Raw genomic sequence first — 508 nt, forward strand, 5'->3', positions numbered from 1 at the left:
CGCAGCACAAGGCTGCTCCTACAGGGATCTGTGGTAAGTCGCCTCCCACAATTCGAGCCAGAAATATAGACGAGCGCGCTTTCAAAGCCTGAGCAAGACTGTTGGTTCTACAACGGCGCCAGCGCAGCACTGCGACAATATCGCAGTTACATTAACGTGACTTTCCAACGCCCACCCTACGTCAAGACTTTGATTCAGGGCATTCCTACCCCTGGACCGAGCGATGCCAGCGTACCGTGCTGCGCATTTCTGGACTTCCACCGTCCCATCACTTGAGGTAGCAAGCAAGATGGCCAAGGCCGCCGATGTCGTTGTGCAATGCCTGGAAAACGAAGGTGTCGAGTATGTATTCGGCATTCCCGGCGAGGAAAACCTCGACCTGCTCGAATCCCTGCGCAAGTCGAAGATCAAGCTGGTACTGACCCGCCACGAGCAGTCTGCAGGTTTCATGGCTGCCACCTACGGCCGCCTGACCGGCAAGACCGGCGTCAGCCTGTCGACCCTCGGC

At 57.3% G+C, this 508-nt stretch carries 1 protein-coding gene; it reads left to right on the top strand.

The window, feature by feature from the left end; genetic code table 11:
* Positions 1 to 289: 289 nt before the first annotated feature.
* Positions 290 to 508, top strand: a 219-nt coding sequence (locus E8E78_RS00015) for a thiamine pyrophosphate-binding protein (RefSeq protein ID WP_274102569.1), incomplete at its 3' end; no start/stop codon positions are given.

It is taken from the genome of Pseudomonas sp. BN505, assembly GCF_029873175.1.
Classification (GTDB): Bacteria; Pseudomonadota; Gammaproteobacteria; order Pseudomonadales; family Pseudomonadaceae; genus Aquipseudomonas; species Aquipseudomonas putida.